Annotated in this window: 17 protein-coding genes; 8 read left to right on the plus strand and 9 right to left on the minus strand. The window is 67.9% G+C overall.

From position 1 onward, the window contains the following. Positions 1 to 9 precede the first annotated feature (9 nt). From GNX71_RS29660 to GNX71_RS29670, 3 genes are all read left to right on the plus strand, one after another. The gene (locus GNX71_RS29660) at positions 10 to 612 is read left to right on the plus strand and encodes a DUF4304 domain-containing protein (protein WP_206175730.1); all 603 of its coding nucleotides are present in this window, start codon (positions 10 to 12) and stop codon (positions 610 to 612) included. 82 nt (positions 613 to 694) lie between these two features. Continuing rightward, on the plus strand, positions 695 to 2,323 hold the full coding sequence (locus GNX71_RS29665) for a peptide chain release factor 3 (RefSeq protein ID WP_206175731.1): 1,629 nt from the start codon (positions 695 to 697) through the stop codon (positions 2,321 to 2,323). A 7-nt stretch (positions 2,324 to 2,330) separates the two neighbouring features. Then, positions 2,331 to 2,987, plus strand: coding sequence for an SIMPL domain-containing protein (locus tag GNX71_RS29670; RefSeq protein ID WP_206175732.1), 657 nt, complete (start codon positions 2,331 to 2,333; stop codon positions 2,985 to 2,987). 19 nt (positions 2,988 to 3,006) lie between these two features. Here the strand turns inward: GNX71_RS29670 and GNX71_RS29675 are convergent, their stop codons facing one another. From GNX71_RS29675 to GNX71_RS29685, 3 genes are read right to left on the minus strand one after another with little or no spacing between them, the layout of a single operon-like run. Continuing rightward, complete coding sequence (locus tag GNX71_RS29675; RefSeq protein ID WP_206175733.1) at positions 3,007 to 3,810, minus strand: ABC-2 family transporter protein; 804 nt, start codon at positions 3,808 to 3,810, stop codon at positions 3,007 to 3,009. Between the two features lie 5 nt (positions 3,811 to 3,815). Continuing rightward, positions 3,816 to 4,658: an ABC-2 family transporter protein gene (locus GNX71_RS29680; RefSeq protein WP_206175734.1), complete on the minus strand. Its 843-nt coding sequence runs from the start codon at positions 4,656 to 4,658 to the stop codon at positions 3,816 to 3,818. Further along, positions 4,658 to 5,653 carry an ABC transporter ATP-binding protein gene (locus GNX71_RS29685; RefSeq protein WP_206175735.1) on the minus strand — a complete coding sequence of 332 codons (996 nt, stop codon included), beginning with the start codon at positions 5,651 to 5,653 and terminating at the stop codon, positions 4,658 to 4,660. Before GNX71_RS29685 ends, GNX71_RS29680 begins: the two co-directional genes overlap by 1 nt. A 93-nt stretch (positions 5,654 to 5,746) precedes the next feature. On the opposite strand from GNX71_RS29685, the gene GNX71_RS29690 reads away from it, so the two are divergent. Continuing rightward, entirely contained in the window at positions 5,747 to 6,586 is an 840-nt protein-coding gene (locus GNX71_RS29690; RefSeq protein WP_206175736.1) for an HAD-IIB family hydrolase, read from the plus strand. Here GNX71_RS29690 and GNX71_RS29695 read toward each other — a convergent pair. Then, positions 6,576 to 7,841: an MFS transporter gene (locus tag GNX71_RS29695; RefSeq protein WP_206175737.1), complete on the minus strand. Its 1,266-nt coding sequence runs from the start codon at positions 7,839 to 7,841 to the stop codon at positions 6,576 to 6,578. The two genes, GNX71_RS29690 and GNX71_RS29695, sit on opposite strands and share 11 nt — an antisense overlap. 88 nt (positions 7,842 to 7,929) lie before the next feature. Between GNX71_RS29695 and GNX71_RS29700 the strand changes: the two genes are divergently transcribed. After that, positions 7,930 to 8,532 carry a TetR/AcrR family transcriptional regulator gene (locus tag GNX71_RS29700; protein WP_206175738.1) on the plus strand — a complete coding sequence of 201 codons (603 nt, stop codon included), beginning with the start codon at positions 7,930 to 7,932 and terminating at the stop codon, positions 8,530 to 8,532. Here the strand turns inward: GNX71_RS29700 and GNX71_RS29705 are convergent. From GNX71_RS29705 to uvrA, 4 genes are all read right to left on the minus strand, one after another. Beyond that, on the minus strand, positions 8,486 to 9,469 hold the full coding sequence (locus GNX71_RS29705) for a tripartite tricarboxylate transporter substrate binding protein (protein ID WP_206175739.1): 984 nt from the start codon (positions 9,467 to 9,469) through the stop codon (positions 8,486 to 8,488). The genes GNX71_RS29700 and GNX71_RS29705 overlap by 47 nt on opposite strands. Positions 9,470 to 9,597: 128 nt before the next feature. Further along, positions 9,598 to 10,638 carry a histone deacetylase family protein gene (locus GNX71_RS29710; RefSeq protein ID WP_206175740.1) on the minus strand — a complete coding sequence of 347 codons (1,041 nt, stop codon included), beginning with the start codon at positions 10,636 to 10,638 and terminating at the stop codon, positions 9,598 to 9,600. 36 nt (positions 10,639 to 10,674) lie between these two features. Then, the gene (locus GNX71_RS29715; protein WP_206175741.1) at positions 10,675 to 11,724 is read right to left on the minus strand and encodes an ornithine cyclodeaminase; all 1,050 of its coding nucleotides are present in this window, start codon (positions 11,722 to 11,724) and stop codon (positions 10,675 to 10,677) included. A gap of 117 nt (positions 11,725 to 11,841) precedes the next feature. After that, positions 11,842 to 17,592: an excinuclease ABC subunit UvrA gene (gene uvrA, locus GNX71_RS29720; RefSeq protein ID WP_206175742.1), complete on the minus strand. Its 5,751-nt coding sequence runs from the start codon at positions 17,590 to 17,592 to the stop codon at positions 11,842 to 11,844. 174 nt (positions 17,593 to 17,766) lie between these two features. Between uvrA and GNX71_RS29725 the strand changes: the two genes are divergently transcribed. From GNX71_RS29725 to GNX71_RS29735, 3 genes are all read left to right on the plus strand, one after another. Further along, positions 17,767 to 18,879 (plus strand): ABC transporter substrate-binding protein, encoded by a 1,113-nt coding sequence (locus GNX71_RS29725; RefSeq protein WP_206175743.1) that lies wholly within the window; start codon positions 17,767 to 17,769, stop codon positions 18,877 to 18,879. A 177-nt stretch (positions 18,880 to 19,056) separates the two neighbouring features. Beyond that, positions 19,057 to 20,169, plus strand: a complete 1,113-nt coding sequence (locus GNX71_RS29730; RefSeq protein ID WP_206175744.1) for an ABC transporter substrate-binding protein — start codon at positions 19,057 to 19,059, stop codon at positions 20,167 to 20,169. A 179-nt stretch (positions 20,170 to 20,348) separates the two neighbouring features. Then, on the plus strand, positions 20,349 to 21,464 hold the full coding sequence (locus GNX71_RS29735) for an ABC transporter substrate-binding protein (RefSeq protein WP_206175745.1): 1,116 nt from the start codon (positions 20,349 to 20,351) through the stop codon (positions 21,462 to 21,464). Between the two features lie 29 nt (positions 21,465 to 21,493). Here the strand turns inward: GNX71_RS29735 and GNX71_RS29740 are convergent, their stop codons facing one another. Then, on the minus strand, positions 21,494 to 21,643 hold the full coding sequence (locus GNX71_RS29740; RefSeq protein WP_164546835.1) for a hypothetical protein: 150 nt from the start codon (positions 21,641 to 21,643) through the stop codon (positions 21,494 to 21,496). Positions 21,644 to 21,757 lie beyond the last annotated feature (114 nt).

Genomic DNA, 21,757 nt, shown 5'->3' on the forward strand with positions numbered 1-21,757 from the left:
AAGCGGGGCATGGACCTTCAGTCTTTCTCCAAACTCATCGCCAAACGGCTCTATCCGCTGCTGCGGAAAGAAGGATTCAAGGGCTCCGGAAGCACATTGCGGCGCATCGATGGTCCGCTGGTGCACGTTTTCAACGTGCAGGGCGGCTCGGGCGGCGCCCGGTGCTACATCAACCTGGGGGCGCACCTGTCGTTCCTCTCGACCGGCACGGCCGACTGGCAGCCCGAAAAGCTGACCGAGGCGGAGTGCGCGTTCCGAGACCGCATCGAGCCGCCGCCGGAACAGCGCGTCGGCTGGTTCTATGGCGCATCGGAAGAAGAGGCGGACCGCAACGTATCGGCCCTGATCGCGGCCTGGGAGAGCCAGGCGCGCGCGTTCTTCGCTCCGTACGCGGCCTACCCCGCCGACTTCGTCCGCCTCGTCGAGGGGCTGGTTCCCGACGAGGTGCACCCGGCGACCTGCCTCACGATGGCGCGTCTCGCGCTCGAACTGGGCAACAGGGAGAAGGCCCTCGCGCTCGTCGACTCGGGCCTCGCCCGCGCCAAGCCGCAGGCGACGAGCCTCCTGCAGTCGCTCTCGCGGATGCGCGAAACAGCCAGCGCATCGTCCTGACCCGGACCGGGTTCCAGCCCTTCCGCCGGCCCGCAGCAGGCCACCTTCTAAAATCGAGGCATTCCCCCGCAGATTGCCCATCTTGTCTTTTGTCTCAGAAACCCGCCGCCGTCGCACCTTCGCGATCATTTCCCACCCTGACGCCGGCAAGACCACGCTGACCGAAAAGCTGCTGCTTTTCTCCGGCGCGATCCAGATCGCCGGCTCGGTGAAGGCGCGCAAGGCCTCGCGCCATGCCACGTCCGACTGGATGGAAATCGAAAAGCAGCGCGGCATCTCGGTGGCCTCGTCAGTCATGCAGATGCTGTACCGCGACCACGTCATCAACCTGCTCGACACGCCCGGCCACAAGGACTTCTCGGAAGACACCTACCGCGTGCTCACCGCCGTCGACTCGGCGCTGATGGTGATCGACGCGGCCAACGGCGTGGAAGCGCAGACGCGCCGGCTGATCGAGGTCTGCCGCCAGCGTGACACGCCCATCATCACCTTCGTCAACAAGATGGACCGGGAAGTGCGCGAGCCTCTCGACATCCTCGACGAAGTGGAGCGCGAGCTCGGCATGCCCTGCGTGCCGATGACCTGGCCCGTGGGCCAGGGCAAGAGCTTCCGCGGGATCATGAACCTGCGCACGCAGACGATGACGGTGTTCGAGTCGGGCAGCGAGCGGCTGCCGCACGACTTCGAGACCATCCCTCTGTCGGACCGCGACACGCTCACCAAGCGCTTCGGCGCCGACTTCGAATCCGCCATGGACAGCATGGAGCTGGCCACCGGCGCCTCGCCCACCTGGGACCGCGAGGCCTTCCTGGCCGGCAAGCAGACGCCGGTGTTCTTCGGCTCCGGCGTGAACAACTTCGGCGTGATGGAAGTGCTCGATGCACTGGTCGACCTAGCGCCCTCGCCGCAATCGCGCACCAGCACCACGATGGTCAACCGCCAGCCGGTGGTGAAAGAGATCCAGCCCGAGGACAAGGACTTCGCGGGCGTGGTCTTCAAGGTACAGGCCAACATGGACGCCAACCACCGCGACCGCATCGCCTTCGTGCGCATGGCTTCGGGCAAGTACACGCCGGGTATGAAGCTCAAGGTGCAGCGCACCTCGAAGGAGTTGCGCCCCACCAGCGTCGTGACCTTCATGAGCCAGCGCCGCGAAGCCGTCGAAGAAGCCTATGCGGGCGACATCGTGGGCTTCACCACCCACGGCGGCGTGCAGCTGGGCGACACCATCACCGACGGCGCGAGCCTGCAGTTCACCGGGCTGCCCTTCTTCGCGCCTGAACTCTTCATGACGGTGATCCTGAAGAATCCGCTGCGTACCAAGCAGCTGCAGCAGGGCCTGGCCCAGCTCGGCGAAGAAGGTGCGATCCAGGTGTTCCGCCCCGAAGTCGGCGGGCCGATGCTGCTGGGTGCCGTCGGCCAGCTGCAGTTCGAAGTGGTGCAGCACCGCCTGAAGGCCGAGTACGACGCCGACGTGCGGCTCGAGGGCTGCCAGTACACGGGCGCGCGCTGGATCACGGCCGACACGCCGGCCGAGCTGCGCGAGTTCGTCAACGCCTACCCGGTGCGCATGGCCAAGGACGCGGCCGACACGCTGGCCTTTTTGTGCACCTCGCCCTACGACGTGCGGCTGGCGCAGGAGCGTTTTCCGAAGATCCACTTCCATCCGCTGCGGGAGCACGCGGGGCTGGCGCTGCAGAGCGCGGGATGAACACGCGATGGAAACCTACATCCAGGTGTCGGGCGAAAGCCAGCTCGTCGAGACGGTGGTCGAGCAGCGGGCGACCTTGACGCTCACCGTCAAGGCATCGAAGAACGAGGTCGCGCTGTCGGAGGCCACCAGTCTGCGCAACGCCACCATCCGGGCACTGAAGGATGCGGGTTTGACATCCGAGGAGATCAGCGAGGGCGGGCGCGATGCCTGGCAGCCCTGGTTCCGCAAGCGCAGCGCGGGGCAGGAAGCCTCGCACCGCGTGCTGGTCAGCTGCCGCGAAACGCGCCGCCTGTACCAGGCACTCGATGCCTTGCAGCCGCTTTTCGAGAATGCGCGCCACACGCTGGCCGTCGACATGCAGCAGCCACGCTTCGAAGCGCCGGAAGGCGCGGAGGCCGCGGCGCGTGTGGCGGCCGTGCGGCAGGCACGGGCCAAGGCCCAGACCATTGCCGGGGAAGCCGGCGCCACGCTGGGCGCCATCGCGCAGATTGAAGAACTGGGCTCGCAGGCCGAAAACTCCGGTGCCTACGGCGACCACACCTGGGCATTCGCAGCCGCGGCATCGATGCCGGCGGGCGGTGGCTCCGACGAGTTCGAGGAACTGGGCGGCGCCACGCGCAAGCGCACGCTGCGTTTTCGCGTCCGCTTCCTGATCGGCTGACGCGGAGGAACGGGCCAGCTCAGCTGCCTGTCGATGCGTAGCGGCGCACCCCCAGCCGCCACACGCCGAAGGCAGCCGCCAGGAACACGAAGCCCGTGGCCGGCGACACGATGCCGACCCACGCCGGCGCGCCGAGCGGATCGGCCTTGCCCAGGATCGCCAGCGCCGGGTAATAGGCCACGCAGGCCAGCGGCACCACGAAGGTCAGCACCCGGCGAAACCACCGCGCATACAGCGCCAACGGGTACTGCGCCGCCTGCACGCCGCCGTAGGTGAGCACGTTGGCGATCTCCAGGCTCTCGACGGTCCAGAACGACAGCGTGCCCTGCAGCACCAGGATGCCGAGGAACAGCGCGATGCCGCCGGCCAGCGCGAACAGCGCAATCGCCACAGTGGCGGCCGTCCATTCGATGCCTGCCTGCTGCGTGGCGAACACCACGACCGCCAGGCCCTGCAGAAGGCGGCCCGCGCGGCTGATGCGGAAGTCGTTGCCCATCAGCTGCAGCGCCAGGGGGCGCGGGCGCAGCAGCAAGCGGTCGAAGGCGCCGGTTCGCAGGAACTCGGTGCCGAGCACGTCGAAGCCGCGGCCCAATGCATCGGCCAGCGCGAACATGCAGTTGACCAAGCCGTAGAACAGCGCCACTTCGCCGATGCGCCAGCCCTGCACGTCGCCGAAGCGATGGAACAGCGCCCAGACGACGATCACCTCGATGCCGGTCCCGAGGAACTGGCCGACGGTCAGCATCAGCGCCGAGGCGGGATAGCGCGCCTGGCCGCCGATGGACGCGCGCACGAGTCGGAAGAAAAGAGCAAGCGAGCCCATTCCGGTCAGCCGCCCTGGATCTGAAGGCTGCGCATCGTGCGGCCCATCGCCAGGCGTCCCGCCGCGACCAGCGCGGCGATCCAGAAGCACTGCAGCCCCAGCGCGGCCACCGCATGCCACCCGCCCAGTTGCCCGAAGTACAGCCGCGCCGGAATGTCCATCAGCCCGGCCAGCGGCTGGACCAGCAGCACCGTCTGCCAGGCGTCCGGCAGCAGCGCGAGCGGCAGCAGGTTGCCCGACAGCACGATGACCACGGGCGTCGCCACCGCGCTGATGCCGCGCTCGTTGAGCGCAGCGGTGGCCGCCACGTTGAGCAGCATCACCATCGAGGCCGACAGAAGCAGCGCCAGCACCGTGGACAGAAGGAATGCGAGTCCCGCGGCCCAGCTCGCAGGCAACTGCCAAGCCCATTCGCCCAGACCGGCCAAAGGCAATGCAACCGCCGCGAACGCCGCCATCAGCGCCACCCGGGGCAGCACCCGCGCGGCGATCCATCCGGCGCTGCGCGCGAACCACAGGGCGTAGGCGTCCACCGGTCGCAGCCGGTCGTAGGCGACCGCGCCGGTGCGCACGGCCTGCGCCACTTCAGGGTCGCTGAGCCAGGGCAGCAGCACCAGCAGCCCCTGGGCAAGCCACGTGTAGGTGATGGCCTGTTCGAGCGACATCGACGAACTCGCGCCCGCGATGGCCGTGCCGCCATAGAAGGCGGCGAACACCATCACCTTGATGCCGCCCCACCAGCACTGCGTGGCGAAGCCCGCGAGCGCGGCGGTGCGGTACTGCAGCATCTGCAGGAAGCGCGAGGCGAAGGCCGCGACGTAGGGACGCGCGAGGGTTCGCAGCCTCATCACGCCTCGGCCGCTCCGTGCATGGCGTAGAAGCGCGCGATCACCGCCTCGATCGCCATGCCTTCGAGGCGGATGTCCTCCACCGCATGCTCGGATGCGATGCGCGCGATCAAGGCCGGCGCGGTGGTCACCGAAGGATCGAAATCGAGCACCAGCGTCTGGCCATCGCGTGCGCGCACCGTGGCGCCAGGCACCTGCATGGGCAGCACGGCGCCCTGCGCGAAATCGACGATCAACCGGCGCTCGGCCATCACCTGCGCGCGCAGTGCCTCGACCGGGCTGTCGGCCAGCACGCGGCCATGGCCGATGACGATCACGCGCTGGGCGAGGGCCTCGATGTCGTGCATGTCGTGCGTGGTGAGCAGCACCGTGGTGCCGCGCTCGCGGTTGGCGCGGCGCACGAAGTCGCGCACCGCGAGCTTGGACGGCGCGTCGAGGCCGATGGTCGGCTCGTCGAGGAAGAGGATGTCGGGCTCGTGCAGCAGCGCGGCCGCGATTTCGGCGCGCATGCGCTGGCCCAGCGAGAGCTGGCGCACCGGCTGGTCGAGCACGCGCTCCAGGTGCAGCAGCGCGACCAGCTCGTCGCGCGTGCGGCGATAGCGCTGCGGGTCGACGCGGTAGATGTCGCGCAGCAGGTCGAAGCCATCGCCCACGGGCAGGTCCCACCACAGCTGCGTGCGCTGGCCGAAGACCACGCCGATGCGCCCCACATGCCGCTCGCGATCCGCGAAGGGATCGCGGCCGTCGACCTCCACGCGCCCGCCGTCGGGCCGCAGGATGCCTGCGAGGATCTTGATGGTGGTCGACTTGCCCGCGCCATTCGGCCCGATGAAGCCGAGCAGTTCGCCGCGCTGCAGCTCGAAGGACACGCCGGACAGCGCCTCCACCGTGCGGTGCCGGCGCTGCACCAGGCCGCGCAGCGCGCCCATCACGCCCGGGTCGCGCTCGGAAATCCGGTAGGTCTTGAGGAGGTGGTCGACGAGGATGTGGGGCATGGAAGGCGCCGCGCCGGCAGGGAAGACGCGGCGGGGGCGGGATGCTACACGAAAGCGCCGGTACGATCCCGGGCTCTCCAGGACTCATCGCCCATGTCGCCTTCGCCCTCCCTTCCCGCCTCGCCCACCCACCTGCTGCCGCTCGACCGCTGGGCGGTATCGGCCCGCAGCGCGCTCGTCGGCGTGTTCACGGACATCGACGACACGCTCACCACCGACGGTGCGATCACGGCCGATGCGCTGCAGGCGCTCGGCGACCTGAAGGCCGCCGGCTTCGCGATCGTGGCGATCACGGGCCGGCCGGTGGGCTGGAGCCTGCCCTTCGTCCACACCTGGCCGGTCGATGCGATCGTGGCGGAGAACGGCGCGGTGGCGCTGCTGCCCACGCCCGACGGACAGATCGAAAAGCGCTACCAGCAGGATGCGCCCACGCGCGCCGCCAACTTCGCGCGCATGCAGGCGGTGCTGGCGCGCATCGAGCGCGAGATTCCGGGTGCGCAGCGCGCCACCGATTCGGCGGGCCGCGAGACCGACATCGCCATCGACCACAGCGAGTTCGTGCAGCTGAGCGAAGAGACCATCGCGCAGGTCGTCGCGCTGATGCGCAGCGAGGGCATGCACGCCACCGTGAGCAGCATCCACATCAACGGCTGGTACGGCGACAACGACAAGCTCGAGGGCGCGCGCTGGATCGTGCGCGAACTCTGGGGTCGCACGCTCGACGACGAGCTCGACCGCTGGGCCTACGTGGGCGATTCGACCAACGACCAGCTGATGTTCCGCACCTTCGCGAGCAGCATCGGCGTGGCGAACGTGGCGCGCTTCGTGCCGCAGCTGGAGCACCTGCCGCGCTACGTGACCGAAGGCGAGCGCGGCGTGGGTTTCGCCGAGGCGGCGCGCGCCATGCTCTCGGTCCGCAGCGCTACCCGCTGACCGGCAGATTGCGTGCGTTGCCGCGCAGCGCCGCCCATTGCCGCCAGATGCCGAAGGCGGCAATCAGCAGCAGCACCGCTGCGTAGCCTTCCACCGTGTTCAGCAGCCCGAGCGGCTTCACCAGGAAGCCCGCCAGCATCGCCGGCAGGCTGAACGCGAGGTAGCAGACCACGAAGATGGCCGCGAACAGTTCGCCGCGCTCGTGCGAATCGGCGAGCGGCGCCAGCGTCTGCACCAGCGCCGAGAACGCCCCGCCGAAACCCAGGCCCGCGATCGCGGTGCCGACGAAGAACAGCGCGAGCGACTTCGTCGCCAGCGACGCCAGCAGCAGCACCAGGCCGACCGCGATGCTGGCCGCACCGAAGACAACGGTCCGCGGTGCGGGGAAGCGGCCGAGCAGCGTGGGTGCGAGCGCGCCGAAGCCCGAGAGCACCGCCACCGTGAGGCCGTTGACCACGCCGTTGTCGATGTGGAACACATGCAGCATCAACGACGGCGCGAGCGACAGGTACAGGCCGCCCAGCGCCCACACCGCGATGAACACCGGCAGGCCGCGCACGAAGTCGGCACGGGCCCGCACGGGAATCGACACGCGCGGCACCAGCGAGGCCAGCGCACCGGGGCGCGGCGTGACCGTCTCGGGCATCCACAGCACCACGGCAGCGCCCACCGCGAACACCACGGCCAGCACGCCGAACACCAGCATCACGGGCTGGGCAGTGAACTTCACCGCCATGCCAGTGAGCAGCGCGCCCACGGCGAGCCCCGCGAGCGGCGACACGCTCGTGATCATCGCGCCCAAGCGCTTGCGCGATGCCGGCGCCGCCTCGACCACCGCCGCGCTCAACGCGCCGCTGGCGATGCCCGTGGCCACGCCCTGCACGATGCGCGCGACGATCAGCCCGCCGATGTCCTGCGCCAGCACGAAGAGCCCCATCGCCACCGCCTGCAGCACCAGCGCCGCCAGCACCACTGGGCGGCGGCCGATGTGGTCGGACAGCGAGCCGGCCACCAGCAGCGAGATCAGCAGCGCGATCGCGTAGATCGCAAACGCCACCGTGAGCATCGACGCCGAGAAGCCCCAGGCGTGCTGGAACACCACGAACAACGGCGTGGGTGCGGCGGCCGCGAAGAAAAAGGCGAAGAGCACCGCGGCCAGCAGCGGGAAACCGACCGCCGCCGGCAGGCGCCAGGGCTTGGAACGGGCAGCGACGTCCGCGGTGGCAACGGCGAGTTCAGGGCAGGAGGAAGGCATATCTGATCCTTAACGCAACTTTTTTAGCTTTTGCGATTCTAGACCTGTAGATTCACTAAAGCAAATAACTTTGCGTTAAAGTCCTCGCATGAACGATGTTGTCCTTCCCAGCAAGCGTCCCGGCGGCCGCAGCGCCCAGGTGCAGGCGCTGGTGCGCACCGCCCTCGAACAATTGGTGGCCGAACAGGGGAGCGAGCGCGTCACCGTGCCGGCCGTGGCCGAACGCGCGGGCGTCAGCGCCTCCAGCATCTACCGCCGATGGGGGGATCTGTCAGGTCTTCTGGCCGAGACGGCCACGCGCCGGCTGGACCCGGACCGGCCGCTGCCGAACACCGGCACGCTGCGCGAAGACCTGACCGCTTGGGCGCAGGAGCTCATCACGCACCTGGCGCAGCCCTGCAGCAAGTCTCTGTTGAAAGCCGCGGCCGCGCTGGCCACCGGCGATGCGGACACCGATTGCCTGCGCAATCGCCGCAGGGAAGCGCTGACGCTGGTCGAGCAAGCCCATGCTCGCGGCGAGCACGCGCCCGAGGCGCAACAGGTGATCGATCACCTGATCGCGCCGATCGTGTTCCGTCTGGTGTTTGGCGCCGAGCCGGTGAAGCCGGAGTTGGCGGAGCGGCTGGTGGACGAGCTGTTCGCGATCAGTTCGTCTTCGGCTGTTCCTTCGCCAACCCCAGCTTCTCGATAACCACCTTCTCCTTCACCACCGTGTCCTGCGCGAACTTGGTGTACGTCGCCGAGCTCATGTAGTTCGGCAGCATGTCGTAGCGCCCGAGCGACGCCACATAGCTCGGCTCTTCCATCGCCTGCTTGAACGCGTCGTGCAGCTTCTTCACCACCTCGGGCGACGTGCCCTTGGGCGCGCCGATGCCGAAGGGCGAGTTCTGCACCACGTCGTAGCCCAGTTCCTTCAGCGTGGGCGCGTCGGGGAACTTGGCCAGGCGCTTCTCGCCCCAGGTGTTCAGCACGCGCAGCTTGCCGGCCTCCACTTGCGGCGCGAAGCCGGTGCTGTCGGCCGCGGCCATCAGCTGCCCGCTGACCACCGCGAGCATCAGGTCGGCGCTGCCCTTGTAGGGCACGTGCTGCAGCTCGATGCCGGCCTTCTGCGCGACGATCTCGGTCGTCAGGTGCGGGCTGGTCAACGTGCCGGTGGAGCCGTAGGTGAGCTTGCCGGGGTTGGCCTTGGCGTAAGCGACGAAGTCGGCCCAGGTCTTGAACGGGCTGTTGGCCGGCACCACGATGCCGAAGGCGTAGCCGGTGACGTTCAGGACGTAGGTGATGTCCTTGAGCGGGTCCCAGTTGATCTTGGTGGTGTAGCCGAGGCGAAACACGCCGAGCGGAATCTGCGCGACGGTGTAGCCGTCGGGCTGCGCGGTCTGCAACGCCTGTGCGGGCAGCGTGCCGCCGGCGCCGGGCTTGTTGTCGATGATCACGGGCTGGCCGAGGATCTTGCTCGCGTTGTCGGCGAGCTGGCGCATCGTGATGTCGGTCGGGCCGCCCGCGGGGAACGCGATGACCAGCTTGATCGGCTTGGCGGGAAATGCTTGCGCGAAAGCCGCCAGCGGGGAGACGAGGCCACACGCGGCAAGCGTGGCGGCACGGAGAAAAGAAGAGCGGCGCAGCATGGCTGACTGGATCCTGACTTGAAGAAGCGCCGATTGGGCCTTGCCGGTTCGGCGAAGGCAATCGGGGCTCCCCTGATTTACTGCCGAAACCAGGGCCATTGCGGCGTTCCGAGTCGCCTGCGCGTCAGCTACGCCTGCGAAAAACCTTGCAGCACGTTCACTGTGTTGACGCCCACTTCGGCCACCGCATAACCACCTTCGAACACGAACACCGTGGGTAACCCCATGCGCGCGAGGTCTTCTCCCATGCGCAGGTAGTCGTCGCTCTTGAGCTTGAAGCCGGAGATCGGGTCGCCCTCGAAGGTGTCGACGCCGAGCGAGACCACGAGCGCGCCGGCCTTCACCTTCGCGATGCCCTCGAGTGCGGTCTTGAGCGCCGCGCGCCATGCGGTGAAGTCGGTGCCGCGCGGCAGCGGCAGGTTGTGGTTGAAGCCCTCGCCTTTGCCCGCGCCGCGCTCGTCGGCGTGGCCGAGGTAGTACGGGTAGTCGGTGAACGGATCGCCATGCAGGCTGGCGAAGTGCACGTCGCTGCGCTCGTAGAAGATGGCCTGCGTGCCGTTGCCGTGGTGGTAGTCCACATCGAGCACCGCGACGCGCTCCACGCCCGCATCGCGCAGCGCCTGCGCGGCCACGGCGGCGTTGTTGACGAAGCAGTAGCCGCCGAAGAAATCGACGCCCGCATGGTGACCCGGAGGCCGCGTCAGCGCGAAGGCCGAGCGCTCACCGGCGAGGACGCGCTGCGTCGCGGTCCATGCGCAGGCCGCGCCCTGTCGTGCTGCGGCCCAGCTGCCGGCCGTGAGCGGCGTGCCTGCATCGAACGAGAAGAGGCCCATGCGCGCCGGAAAGCTCTGCGGCAACACATCGGTGCGCATGCCGCGCGTGGGCCAGTACGACGGGAGCGCATCGCGCGATACATTCGCCGGATCGAGCGCCACCCACTCGTCCCACGCGCCGGCGATGAAGTCCAGATAGCGCGGCGCATGCACCTTCGCGAGCAGCGAATCGTCGAGCGCATCGGGCGCCTGCAGCGGACCCAGGCCGCGGCGCTCCAGCTCATGCTTCACATGGTCGACGCGGGCGGGCACCTCGAAGCAAGGCACCAGCTCGCCACGGAACATTTCGACTTTGCCCTGGTGCAGTGCGTGCTGGTCGTTGTAGATGGTGAGCATGAAGAAAAACAGGATCGGCGTTGCGGATGCCGCCGATCATGCCGCACGCCGCAGCACCGCCCGGCGCCTGCCGGACGCGGTGAGCCCGAACAGGTCCTTCGGGTCGTCGAGCTCCGGCACCAGCGCGATCTTCTGGCCGATGCCGCGCTCGATGGCGAGCTGGTGGATGTAGCGCAGCGCGGTGTAGTCCTCCAGCGCGAAGCCGACCGAATCGAACACCGTGACCTGCTCGGCGCTCTCACGCCCGGGCACTTCGCCGAGCAGCACCTTCCACAGTTCATGCACCGGGAAATCGGCCGCCAGTTGCTGGATCTCGCCCTCGACGCGGGTCTGCGCCTCGTACTCGACGAACACGCGCGCGCGGCGCAGCACATCGGGGTGCAGCTCGGTCTTGCCGGGTGAATCGCCGCCGACCGCATTGATGTGCATGCCCGGCTCGATCATCTCGGGCGTGAGCACGGTCGCGCGGCCCTGGTAGGCGGTGACGGTGGTGACGATGTCCGCGCCGCGCACCGCCTCGGCGACGGAGCGGGCGCGCACGATCTCCAGCGGCGTGCAGGCCGAGAGATGCCGCACCAGCTTGTCGGTGGCGTGCGGGTCGGTGTCGAACACGCGCACTTCCTCGATGCCCAGCAGCGCGTGGAAAGCCAGCGCCTGGAACTCGCTCTGCGAGCCGTTGCCGATCAATGCGAGGCTGCGCGAATCGGGCCGCGCAAGGGCCTGCGCCGCCATGGCCGAGGTGGCGGCCGTGCGCAGCGCGGTGGTGAGGGTGAGCTCGGACAGCAGAACCGGATACCCGGTGTCGACCTCCGCCAGCACGCCGAAGGCCATGACGGTCGGCAGCCCGACCGATGTGTTGTGCGGATGCCCGTTGACGTACTTGAAGGCGTACGCGCCATCGTCGGCCACCGGCATCAGTTCGATCACGCCGAGGTGCGAATGGCTCGCGACGCGCGCCTTCTTGTCGAACTCGCGCCAGCGCATGAAGTCGTCGCGCAGCGCGTCGGCCAGCGCCTCGAGGAATTGCGGAACGCCGGTTTCATCCACCAGGCGAACCAGGCTGTGAACATCGATGAAGCGGGTCATGACATGGCTCCTTGCGTAGCCCGGCACGGCGCTTCATCCCCTCACATGTTTACTCCACCATGGCTGATTCAGGATGCGCCTGCGCCAAGGGTTCAAGCCATTCTGCGCCTGCCTGCATCACCGCGCCAGTACCGGTGCCAATGCGACGCCGGTGTGGGTAGCCAAACGCACTACCTCTTCAGGCGGCGCCGCTGCAACGATGCGTCCGCCGGCATTTCCGCCTTCGGGGCCAAGGTCGATGATCCAGTCCGCCTCGGCGATCAGGTCGAGGTCGTGCTCGATCACTACCACACTGTGTCCACCGTTCACCAGCCGGTGCAGCACGTGGATCAGCTTCTCGACGTCGGCCATGTGCAGGCCCACGGTCGGCTCGTCGAGCACGTACAGCGTGTGCGGCGCCTTCTGGCCGCGGCGGGTGATGTCGTCGCGCACCTTGCTCAGCTCGGTCACCAGCTTGATGCGCTGCGCCTCGCCGCCCGAGAGCGTGGGCGAGGGCTGCCCCAGCGTGAGGTAACCCAGCCCCACGTCTTTGAGCAACTGCAGCGGATGGCTGATGTTGGGCATGGCGGCGAAGAACTCGACCGCTTCGTCCACTTCCATCTTCAGCACGTCGCCGATGCTCTTGCCGCGCCAGCTCACGGCCAGCGTCTCGGGGTTGAAGCGCGCGCCGTGGCACACCTCGCAGGGCACCTTCACATCGGGCAGGAAGCTCATCTCGATGGTGCGCACGCCCGCGCCTTCGCAGCCCGGGCAGCGGCCTTCGCCGGTGTTGAAGCTGAAGCGCGCCGGGCCGTAGCCGCGCGCCTTCGCCTCGAGCGTGTCGGCGAAGAGCTTGCGGATGGTGTCCCAGAAGCCGATGTAGGTGGCCGGGCAGCTGCGCGGCGTCTTGCCGATGGGGGTCTGGTCGACCTCGAGCACGCGGTCGATGGTTTCGTAGCCTTCGACCTTGCTGCAGCCCGACCATGCCGCGCGCTTGCCCGCGGCATCGGCGTCGCGGCCGGCCTTGGTCATGCGCTGGATCACGATGCCCTGCACGCTGGCCAGCAGCACGTCGCGCGCGAGCGTGGACTTGCCCGAGCCGCTGACGCCGGTGACCACCACCAGGCGGTGCAGCGGCAGCGTGGCGGTCACGTCCTGCAGGTTGTGCAGGTCGGCGCCGTGCACGGTGAGCCATTCGCCGTTGTCTTGCGCCTTCGGGTTGGGCGAAGGAACCAAGCGCCGCGCCTGCAGCGGATGCTTGATGGCATCGCGCAGGTACCGGCCGGTCTGCGAATCGCCCGCCGCCTCGATGTCCGCCACCGAGCCTTCGGCCACGAGGCGCCCGCCGCGCTTGCCGGCGCTCGGGCCGATGTCGATGATGTGGTCGGCGCGGCGGATGGTGTCTTCGTCGTGCTCCACCACCACCAGCGTGTTGCCCTTCTCGCCGAGCTTGTGCAGCGCGTTCAGCAGGATCTGGTTGTCGCGCGCATGCAGGCCGATGGTCGGCTCGTCGAGCACGTAGCACACGCCCTGCAGGTTGCTGCCGAGCTGTGCGGCCAGTCGGATGCGCTGCGCTTCGCCGCCGGAGAGCGTGGGCGCGCCGCGGTCGAGCGTCAGATACCCCAGGCCCACTTCCTCGAGGAATTCGAGGCGGCTCTTGATCTCGGGCACCAGGTCGCGTGCGATCTCGGCTTCGCGGCCGGTGAGCACCAGCCCTTCGAACCACTGGCGCACCTCGGTCACGCTCATGCGCGCAAGCTCGGTGATGCCGATGCCGCCCGAGCCGTCGGCCGCGGTGCCGAAGCCCACGGCGCGCGCCGTGGCATTCAGGCGCGTGCCTTCGCAGGTCGGGCACGCGGTATCGGCCAGGTCTTCCACCTCGGGTTCGGCGAAGGTCTGTTCGCGGCCCTTGTTGTCGTCGTCGCGGATCGAATCGTCGAAGACCTTGCGCTGGTCCTTGCTGAGCTTGACACCCGTGCCCACGCAATCGGGGCACCAGCCGTGCTTGCTGTTGTAGCTGAAGAGGCGCGGGTCGAGCTCGGCATAACTGGTGCTGCAAACCGGGCAGGCGCGCAGCGTGGAGAACACGTTGACGCGGCCGATGCCGGCGGCGGACACGCCCGCCATCATCGCGGCCTTGAGGCCATCGAGATGACTCAGCACATGGACCACGCCCTTGCCGTGCTCCAGCGCCTTGGTGAGCGCTTCGCGCAGCTCGGTTTCCTTCGAGGGCAGCACGTCGAGGCTGGCCACGGGCAGTTCGATGCTGTGTTCCTTGAAGCGGTCGATGCGCGGGAAGCCCGTCGTCGGCAGGAAATCGCCATCGACGCGCAGGTGCGTGAAGCCGCGCGGCCGCGCCCAGTCCGCCAGCTCGGTGTACACGCCCTTGCGGTTGCTCACCAGCGGCGCGAGCAGCCCGATGTGCTGGCCCTTGAAGTTGCGCATCAGCTGCGCGGCAATGCTGTCGGGCGTCTGCGGCTGCACGGCCGCACCGTCGTGGATGCAGTGCTGGATGCCCAGCTTCACATACAGCAGGCGCAGGAAGTGCCACACCTCGGTGGTCGTGCCCACCGTGCTCTTGCGGCCGCCGCGCGAGAGGCGCTGCTCGATGGCCACGGTCGGCGGAATGCCGTAGACGGCATCGACCTCGGGGCGCCCTGCCGGCTGCACGATGCTGCGCGCATACGCGTTGAGCGATTCGAGGTAGCGCCGCTGCCCTTCGTTGAACAGGATGTCGAAGGCCAGCGTCGACTTGCCCGAACCGCTGACGCCCGTTACCACGCTGAACTTGCCGCGCGGAATGTCCACGCTGAGGTTCTTCAGGTTGTGCTCGCGCGCATTCACGATCTCGATCGCGTTGCTGCCGGGTGCCGTCTTCGCGTTCGCGATGTAGCGCCGCGCCGCGCGCTCGGCCACCTTGTAGGCCTCGGGGCCGATGGCCAGTTCGTAGTCGGCCAGCGCGGCGCCGGTGAGCGAGGCGCGGTTCTCGCGCAGCTGCTCGGGCGTGCCTTCGGCCACCACCTTGCCACCGCCCTCGCCGCCTTCGGGGCCGAGGTCGATGAGCCAGTCGCTCGCGCGGATCACATCGAGGTTGTGCTCGATCACAATCAGCGAATGGCCGGCGTCGAGGAGCTTGCGCAGCGCACGCATCAGGCGCGCGATGTCGTCGAAGTGCAGGCCCGTGGTCGGCTCGTCGAACAGGAACAGCGTGCCCTTGCGTGCCACCGACTGCTTGCTCGCGGTCGCGCTCTTGGCGGCTTCGGCGAGAAAGCCCGCGAGCTTCAGGCGCTGTGCTTCGCCACCCGACAGCGTGGGCACCGGCTGGCCGAGCTTGACGTAGTCCAGGCCCACGTCGGAAATCGGCTGCAGCACGCGCAGCACGTCGCGGTCGGCCTCGAACACGGCGGCCGCCTCGGCCACGGTGAGGTCGAGCACGTCGGCCACGTTGTAGTTCTTGCCCTTGCGTTCCACGCGCACTTCGAGGATTTCGGGGCGGTAGCGCTTGCCGTCGCAATCGGGGCAGCGCAGGTACACGTCCGACAGGAACTGCATCTCGACGTGCTCGAAGCCCGAGCCGCCGCAGGTCGGGCAGCGCCCGTCGCCGGAGTTGAAGCTGAACTTGCTCGCGGTGTAGCCGCGCTGGCGCGAGAGCGCCGCGGTGGCGAAGATCTCGCGGATCGCGTCCCACGCGCCCACGTAGCTCGCGGGGTTGGAGCGCGCGGTCTTGCCGATGGGCGACTGGTCGACGAAGACCACGTCGCCCAGGTGATCGGCGCCGAGCAGGCGGTCATGCGCGCCCGGCGTTTCCGTCGCCTTGCCGAAGTGGCGCATGAGCGCGGGTGCCAGCACGTCCTGGATCAGCGTCGACTTGCCCGAGCCGCTGACGCCGGTGACGCACACCAGCCGCGCGAGCGGGAACTCGACCGTCACGTTCTGCAGGTTGTGCTCGCGCGCGCCTTCGAGGATGAGCCGGTGCGTGTTCTCGCTCACGAGCCGCTTGAAGCCCATGCCGATCTTCTTGCGGCCGCCCAGGTACTGGCCGGTGAGCGTGTCGGCGTCGCGCAGCTGGTCGGTGGTGCCGTCGAACACGATCTGCCCGCCGCGGATGCCGGGGCCGGGGCCCATGTCGATCACGCGGTCGGCCGCGAGCATGACGGCCGGGTCGTGCTCGACCACCACCAGCGTGTTGCCCGCATCGCGCAGGCGCAGCATGGCCTCGGTGATGCGGTTCATGTCGCGCGGGTGCAGGCCGATGCTGGGCTCGTCGAGCACGAAGAGCGTGTTGACCAGCGAGGTGCCGAGCGCGGTCGTGAGGTTGATGCGCTGCACCTCGCCGCCCGAGAGCGTGCGGCTCTGGCGGTCGAGCGTGAGGTAGCCGATGCCCACGTCGTGCAGGTAGCGCAGGCGGGTGGTGATTTCCTCGAACAGCAGCTTCAGCGCCTGCGCCTCGCCTTCGCTCGCGGGGCTCCCGTTGCCGTGGTGCTCGACGCGGTCGAAGAAGCGGCGCAGCCGCTCGATGGGCAACAGCATCAGGTCGTGCAGGCAGAGGCCGGGCAGCGCCTCGAGTTGCGCACGCGTCCACTTCACGCCGGTCGGCATGAAGCGCTTCGAAGGGTCGAGCACCGCGTCGGCGTCTTCCTTGCTGCCGATGCGCCACAGCAGGCTGTCGAGCTTCAGGCGCGCACCGCTGCAGACGGGGCACTGCGTATAGCTGCGGTACTTGGACAAGAGCACGCGGATGTGCATCTTGTAGGCCTTGCTTTCCAGGTAGGCGAAGAAGCGGCGCACGCCATACCACTGCTTGTTCCAGTTGCCCTCCTTGTAGTTGGGCGTGCCCTCGATCACCCAGTGCTTCTGCTCGTCGGTGAGCTTGTTCCAGGGCGTGTCGCGCGGAACGCCCGCGGCCTCGGCGTGGCGCATGAGGTCGTCCTGCGCCTCTTTCCACGCGGGGGTCTGGATGGTCTTGATCGCGCCCGCGCGCAGCGTGAGCTTGTCGTTCGGGATCACGAGCCCGAGGTCGACGCCGATCACGCGGCCGAAGCCGCGGCAGGTGTCGCAGGCGCCGACGGCGGAGTTGAACGAGAACATCGACGGGATCGGGTCGGTGTAGCGGATGTCGCTCTCGGGGCAGTGCAGGCCGGTGGAGAACTTCCAGACGTCCGTCGGAGCGTTTTCCTCTGCGCCCGTGGCATGCACGGTGACGCGCCCGCTGCCGCGCTTGAGCGCCACTTCGATCGCCTCCACCACGCGCGAACGCTCGGCGCTGGAGATGCGGAAGCGGTCGGCCACCACGTCGAGCACCTTGCGCGGCCCGGTGGGAGTGGCCACCTCGCGCTCGGACTGCACGCGCGTGAAGCCGCTGGCCGAGAGCCACTGCGTCACTTCTTCCGCCGACGTGCCCGCGGGCAGCTCGACCGGGAAGGTGACGACCAGCCGCGGATCGCCTGCCGCAGCCGCACGCTCGGCGATCTGCGCATAGATGCTGTCGGGCGAATCGTGGCGCACCGGCAGCGCGGTCTCGCGGTCGAAGAGCTGCGCCGCGCGGGCGTAGAGCAGCTTCAGGTGGTCGTTCAGCTCGGTCATCGTGCCGACCGTGGAGCGCGAGGAGCGCACCGGGTTGGTCTGGTCGATGGCGATGGCGGGCGGCACGCCCTCCACCTTGTCGACCGCCGGCTTGTCCATGCGGTCCAGGAACTGGCGCGCGTAGGCGGAGAAGGTTTCCACATAACGCCGCTGGCCTTCGGCGTAGAGGGTGTCGAACACGAGGCTCGATTTGCCCGAGCCGCTCGGCCCGGTGACCACGGTCATCTCGCCTGTGCGGATGTCGAGGTCGAGGTTCTGGAGGTTGTGCTGGCGCGCGCCGCGAATCCGGATGGAGCCCTGTGTCATGAGTGCCTTGGGGGGTGGGGCAAACATTCTAGGGAGTGGTCCATGACGCATTCGTGCACCGCGTCACATGGTCTGCGCTCGCGCAGGGGTTTGTCCGGATACGGCTCAAGACACTTTTGTACACAAATAGCACGTTTGTTTGCAACACCCTCAGAGACACCCACAAAGGTTTTCATGACCAAGACCCGCACGCTTTGCGTCGCCGCCCTGCTGGCGTTGACGGCGATGGGCGCCTCGGCCCAGATCCTCATCGGCCAGACCGCCGGCATGACCGGCTCGGTGGCCGCGAGCGTGAACGAGACCATCGGCGGCGCGCAGTTGGTGATCGACGCGGCGAATGCCCAGGGCGGCATCCACGGCGAGAAGATCGAGGTGATCCGCATGGACGACGCCTTCGACGTGAAGCGCGCCGGCGACAACGCCCGCGTGCTGATCGAGGACAAGAAGGTGGTGGCGCTCTTCATGAGCCGGGGCACGCCGCACTCGCAGGCCATCATCCCGTGGCTCGACAAGAACGAGGTGGCGCTGATCGGCCCTTCCACCGGCGCCATGGTGCTGCACAAGCCGCTGCAAAAGCATGTGTTCAACGTGCGCGCTACCTACCAGCGCGAGGCCGAGAAGGCGGTGCAGCACCTCCTGACCATCGGCCTCACGCGCATCGCCGTGGTGTACGTGACCGACTCGTTCGGCAAGGACGCGCTCGAAGGCGCGATGACCGGCTTCACCAAGGGCAAGGCCACGCCGACGGTGACCATCCCGGCCGACCGCGACAAGCCTGACTACACGGCGATCGTGCCGGCCATCAAGGACGCCAACGCGCAGGCGGTGCTGTGGATCGGCTCCGGCGTGGCGGTGGTCGACGGCATCAAGGCGCTGCGCGCATCAGGCTCGGCGGCGCAGGTGGTCACGCTGTCGAACAACGCCTCGTCGGGCTTCATCAAGCAGCTGGGCGATGCGAGCCGCGGCGTGATCGTGACGCAGGTGTTCCCGAACGAGCGCTCGCTGGGCCAGCCGATGGTGAAGGAGGCGCTCACGCTGGCCAAGGCCAAGGGGCAGGCGGAGCTCTCGCCCGCCGCGCTCGAAGGCTTTGCCTCGGCGAAGGTGCTGGTCGAGGCGCTGCGCCGCGCGGGCCCCAGGCCCACGCGCGCCAAGGTGCTGGCCGCGCTGGAGGGCATCCGCAGCTACGACCTGGGCGGTGGGCTCGAGGTGAGCTACACGCCACAGGACCACAGCGGCATCGACTTCGCGGACCTGGCGATCATCAGCGACGGGCGATTCAAGCGCTGAACCTTCCGCCCTCTTTCCCCTTTGCAACGGCCCGCCGGCACCCCGGCGGGCCGTTGCTTTTGGGCTTCTGCAAACAATGGTTTGACAGGGTTTCCACGAGCAAGAAAATGTCACCTAAAGCAACACATTACACATCTTCTGACAGGGGGCGGATGCCTCGTGGAAAGGCTTTGTTCGATGAAGACGATGTTCGCCTCCTGCGCCGCTGCGCTCCTCATGGCAGCGGTGGTTCCCGGGGCGTCGGCCCAGATCCTGATCGGCCAGTCGGCCGACCTCTCGGGCCCGGTGGCGGCCAGCGTGAAGGAAACCATCCTCGGTTCGCAGCTGGTGATCGACCAGGTCAACGCCCAGGGCGGCATCAACGGCGAGCAGATCGAGGTGATCCGCCTCGACGACGGCCTGGACGCCAAGCGCTCGCTGGAAAACACCCGCATCCTGATCGAGGACAAGAAGGTCCTCGCGCTGCTGCTGAACCGCGGCACGCCCAACACGATCGCGGTGATCCCGCTGCTCGACAAATACGGCGTGGCGCTGGTCGGGCCTTCGACCGGTGCGATGGTGTTGCACAAGCCGCTGCAGAAGAACATCTTCAACGTGCGCTCGACCTACCAGCGCGAAGCGGAAAAGGCGGTCCAGCATCTGCAGACCACCGGCATCCAGCGCATCGCCGTGGTCCAGGCCGAGGACTCCTTCGGCAAGGACGCAATGGAAGGCGCCAACAAGGGCTTCGAGAAGGCGAACCTGAAGCCGGCGGTGGTGGCGCTCGCCGACCGCAACAAGCCCGACTACGCGACCATCGTGCCGCAGATCACCAAGGCCAATGCGCAGGCCGTGCTGTGGATCGGCTCGGGCACCGCGGTGACGGAAGGCGTGAAGGCGCTGCGGGCTGCGGGCTCGGCGGCGCAGATCATCACGCTGTCGAACAACGCCGCGTCGGGCTTCATCAAGGAACTGGGCTCGGCGAGCGCGGGCGTGATCATCACGCAGGTGCTGCCCTATGAGCGCTCGTTCGGCCACCCGATGATCAAGGAGGCGCTGGCGCTCGCGAAGGCCAAGGGGCAGAACGAGTTGTCGCCGGCACTGCTCGAGGGCTTCGTCGCCACCAAAGTGCTGGTGGAGGCGCTGCGCCGCACGGGCCCCAAGCCCACGCGCGCGAAGCTCATCGCCACGCTCAACAGCTTCCAGTACGACGTGGGCGGCGGCATCGACGTGAACTACTCGGCGACGGACCACACGGGCATCGACTACGTCGACCTGTCGATCGTGAGCGAGGGCCGCTTCAAGCGCTGACCGCGGCCTCCGGTCTCTCCCCCACAAACACGGCCCGCCGGCGCACCCGGCGGGCCGTTTCTCTTGGGACGTTGAAAACAACGGTCCGCAGGGTTTCCACACGCATAAAAATGTCACTTATAGAAACACACTACACATCTTTTGACAATGACAAACAAATCGTGGAAAGACCTCGCTCGATGAAGAAGATGTTCAAGTCCTGCGCCGCCGCACTCCTGCTGGCGGCGATCACCCAAGGCGCGTCGGCCCAGATCGTGATCGGCCAGTCGGCCGACCTCTCCGGTCTTGTCTCCGCCAGCGTCAAGGAGGCGATCCTGGGCTCGCAACTGGTGATCGACCAGGTCAATGCGCAAGGCGGCATCAACGGCGAGCGGATCGAGGTGATCCGCATGGACGACGGTTTCGATCCCAAACGGACCGTGGAGAACTCGCGCACGCTGATCGAGGACAAGAAGGTCATTGCCTTGCTGCTCAACCGCGGAACGCCCAACGCGACGGCCGTGATTCCCCTGCTCGAGAAGTACGGCGTGCCGCTGGTCGGCCCCTCCTCCGGCGCGATGGTGCTGCATGCGCCGGTGCAGAAGTACATCTTCAATGTGCGCTCGACCTACCAGCGCGAGGCCGAGAAGGCCGTGCAGCACCTGAACACCATCGGCATCCAGCGCATCGGCATCGTGCAGGAGCAGGATTCCGCCTTCGCCACCGACGCCATGGTGGGCGCGAACAAGGGCTTCGAGAGCGCGAAGATGAAGCCCGCGGTGCTGGTGCCGGCCGATCGCCGCAAGCCCGACTACAGCGCCATCGTCCCTCCATTGACGCAAGCGAACGTGCAGGCGGTGCTCTGGATCGCTTCGGGCACGGCCGTCACCGAAGGCGTGAAGGCGCTGCGCGCGGCGGGCTCGGCGGCGCAGGTGATCACGCTGTCGAACAATGCCGCGTCGGGCTTCATCAAGGAATTGGGCGCATCGAGCGGTGGCGTGATCGTCACCCAGGTGCTGCCGTACGAGCGCTCCTTCGGCCATCCGCTCATCAAGGAAGCCATGGCGCTCGCGAAGGCCAAGGGGCAGAACGAGCTGTCGCCCGCACTGCTCGAAGGCTTCGTCGCCACCAAGGTGCTGGTGGAAGCGCTGCGCCGCACGGGCCCCAAGCCCACGCGCGCCCGGCTGCTCGCCACGCTCAACAGCTTCCAGTACGACGTGGGTGGCGGCCTCGACGTGAACTACTCGCCGACGGACCACTCGGGCATCGACTACGTCGATCTGTCGATCATCAGCGAGGGCCGCTTCAAGCGGTGATCGCCTCCGCCGCTGCGCTGCCCTGTTTCTTACTTGGGTGCGGCGGCAGGCGCAGGCTCGTGCGTGGTGGTGTCGCCACCGTGCTTTTCGCCCGACATGTCGACCTTGTCGCCGGCCTTGGAGATCACGTACAGGGCAATGGCGGCAAAGATGACGAAGCCGACGACGATTTTCCACATGGGTGTTGTCTCCTGAATGGGCAAGGGATGGATGAATGGGTGTGCTCAAGAAAAAGGCCTCATGCCGCCTGGCATGAAGCCTCTTTGTTGAACGGAGGGCCCGGGCCCTCCTGT

This window comes from Variovorax sp. RKNM96, from assembly GCF_017161115.1.
GTDB lineage: Bacteria > Pseudomonadota > Gammaproteobacteria > Burkholderiales > Burkholderiaceae_C > Variovorax.